This is a genomic window from Shewanella sp. SM32 (assembly GCF_025654235.1).
Taxonomy (GTDB): domain Bacteria; phylum Pseudomonadota; class Gammaproteobacteria; order Enterobacterales; family Shewanellaceae; genus Shewanella; species Shewanella oncorhynchi.
Genome location: NZ_JAKKRO010000137.1, coordinates 1 through 2,044 on the forward strand (window position 1 = coordinate 1; position 2,044 = coordinate 2,044).

General features: G+C 38.4%; 2 protein-coding genes and 2 pseudogenes. 1 reads left to right on the forward strand and 3 read right to left on the reverse strand.

What is annotated here, in order from left to right; all coding sequences use genetic code 11:
• The 3 genes and pseudogenes from L5M10_RS23680 to L5M10_RS24270 all read right to left on the reverse strand — a co-directional run.
• Window positions 1-142 (reverse strand): annotated as a pseudogene (locus L5M10_RS23680) (IS4 family transposase); the annotation flags it as partial.
• Between the two features lie 76 nt (window positions 143-218).
• Window positions 219-1,322 carry a potassium transporter TrkG gene (locus L5M10_RS23685; RefSeq protein WP_263256081.1) on the reverse strand — a complete coding sequence of 368 codons (1,104 nt, stop codon included), beginning with the start codon at window positions 1,320-1,322 and terminating at the stop codon, window positions 219-221.
• 12 nt (window positions 1,323-1,334) lie between these two features.
• Entirely contained in the window at window positions 1,335-1,700 is a 366-nt protein-coding gene (locus tag L5M10_RS24270) for a DUF4118 domain-containing protein (protein WP_411569032.1), read from the reverse strand.
• 206 nt (window positions 1,701-1,906) lie between these two features.
• On the opposite strand from L5M10_RS24270, the pseudogene L5M10_RS23690 reads away from it, so the two are divergent.
• Window positions 1,907-2,044: pseudogene (locus L5M10_RS23690) on the forward strand (IS4 family transposase); the annotation flags it as partial.

Here is a 2,044-nt window from a genome sequence, read left to right on the forward strand (position 1 = left end):
AATTTCGACCTAACTCAGTCAAGGTCAGTGTCTTACATTCAATCAGTGCCTTAGAGGCCAGCATCAAGCTGTTTAATCGTTTTAGGTGAAGTTCTGGGCAGTATTGGTGTAAAGAATGTTGTAGGATATTGGCTTCGCGCATCTTGTTGTCCAAGTGTAGTTTTTAGCGAAACCATTTGATCATGCAACAAGATGCGCTTCCACCCTAATTTGATGATTTATTTGTAAATCATCAGGGGATTCTTCAGACCAAAGCATCCACCAAAAAAGCTCGCGCCTAATAATAAAAGCACAATATGACTGGGCCAATTAGGATAACCTGCAGAGCCTAATCCATTGTCCGTCATAACTGAAACTGTTTGAAAAAATCCATGTACCAATGAATCTTTAATATCAAAAGTTTGAGTACGATTCAGCTCTAAACAAGCGATCCCAACAACGATAGATAATATGAGAATAAAAAATCGAACCTCCGCATTATACCAAATAGGCTTGAAGCTTCGCCGAACTAACACTATGTAGTATAAGGCGAAATTGATTGCTGCAAGTATTGAAAACACACCACCCACAAGCTCAATTGCAGCACTGTTATAATATCCTAAGCTGTCACTATGTGTGGAAAATCCACCCAATGAAACGGTAGATAGACTATGACATATGGCATTAAACCAATTCATTCCTGCAAGTTTATAAGCAACTGCACAACCTAAGGCAAGTACGCTATAAAGCCCCCATAAATTTCGAGCCGTATCCGCAAGGCGGGGCGTCATCTTTTCCTCTTTCATGGGACCTGGCATCTCAGACTGATATAATTTTGCGCCACCAATACCAAGAAATGGCATAATTGCAACGGCCAAAACAATTATCCCTAACCCACCGAGGAAATTAAGCTGTGCTCGATAAAATAAAATCGATTTGGGTAGTTCATCAATATCTGAAAAAATCGAGGCTCCAGTCGTCGTAATGCCAGACACACCTTCAAACATGGCATCGGTTAAACTCAAGTCCAATCGTCTATCAAGAAGAAAAGGTAATGCACTCATTAAGGAAAATATCAGCCAAAATAAACAAGCGACCATGAAGCCATCACGTTTTTGCAGATTTTTATTTTCCTCACTTGTCATCTTCCAACCGACCACACCAATAAAAAGGGAAAGGAGGAATGTGATTAAAAATGGAGTGATATATCCATCTTTATAAAATAATGCAACAGCGATAGGCATCAACATGGTGAAGCTATATATGACAATCAAAAAGCTACATAGATGAATTATGGTATGAAATCGAGAGCTAGATTTCTGTATTCCACTGACTGCAATCATTCCAACTCACCTTTAGATATTTATCGTGAAAGACTTAATGAATAATTTATTAGGTATCATAAAATACGAGCGCTCATGTCCTATTCTAAAATTATATGCAATCGATAACAGAGTTAGGTTAGGAAATAGATCTTCCCCTAACACTCTTTGTTGTCGTCTAAGGTGGACTGCAAGTTGACTTATCGTCACGACAATGGCTATGACAATAAAAGCGATTAGATTGATAAGAACAGCCACATCTATCATTGGGAAGAAATAATAAGGAGCGTTAAATAAAAAATAAACACGAATAGCTTCAAAAAATGCAGCCATATACGCATATTGAAAACAACATTGAAGTGTAATCATAACGACAACGAGTTGGAGTACAATAAGAATGCTTTAGATGACACCCTCCAAGATGGTAGATATAAGCAAATAGCGAGTAGGCACTCAGAAATAAAGCTCAACCTAACAGAGAGTTTAAAAACACTTAGTTCTGAAGAATCCCCTGATGATTTACAAATAAATCATCAAATTAGGGTGGAAGCGCATCTTGTTGCATGATCAAATGGTTTCGCTAAAAACTACACTTGGACAACAAGATGCGCGAAGCCAATATCCTACAACATTCTTTACACCAATACTGCCCAGAACTTCACCTAAAACGATTAAACAGCTTGATGCTGGCCTCTAAGGCACTGATTGAATGTAAGACACTGACCTTGACTGAGTTAGGTCGA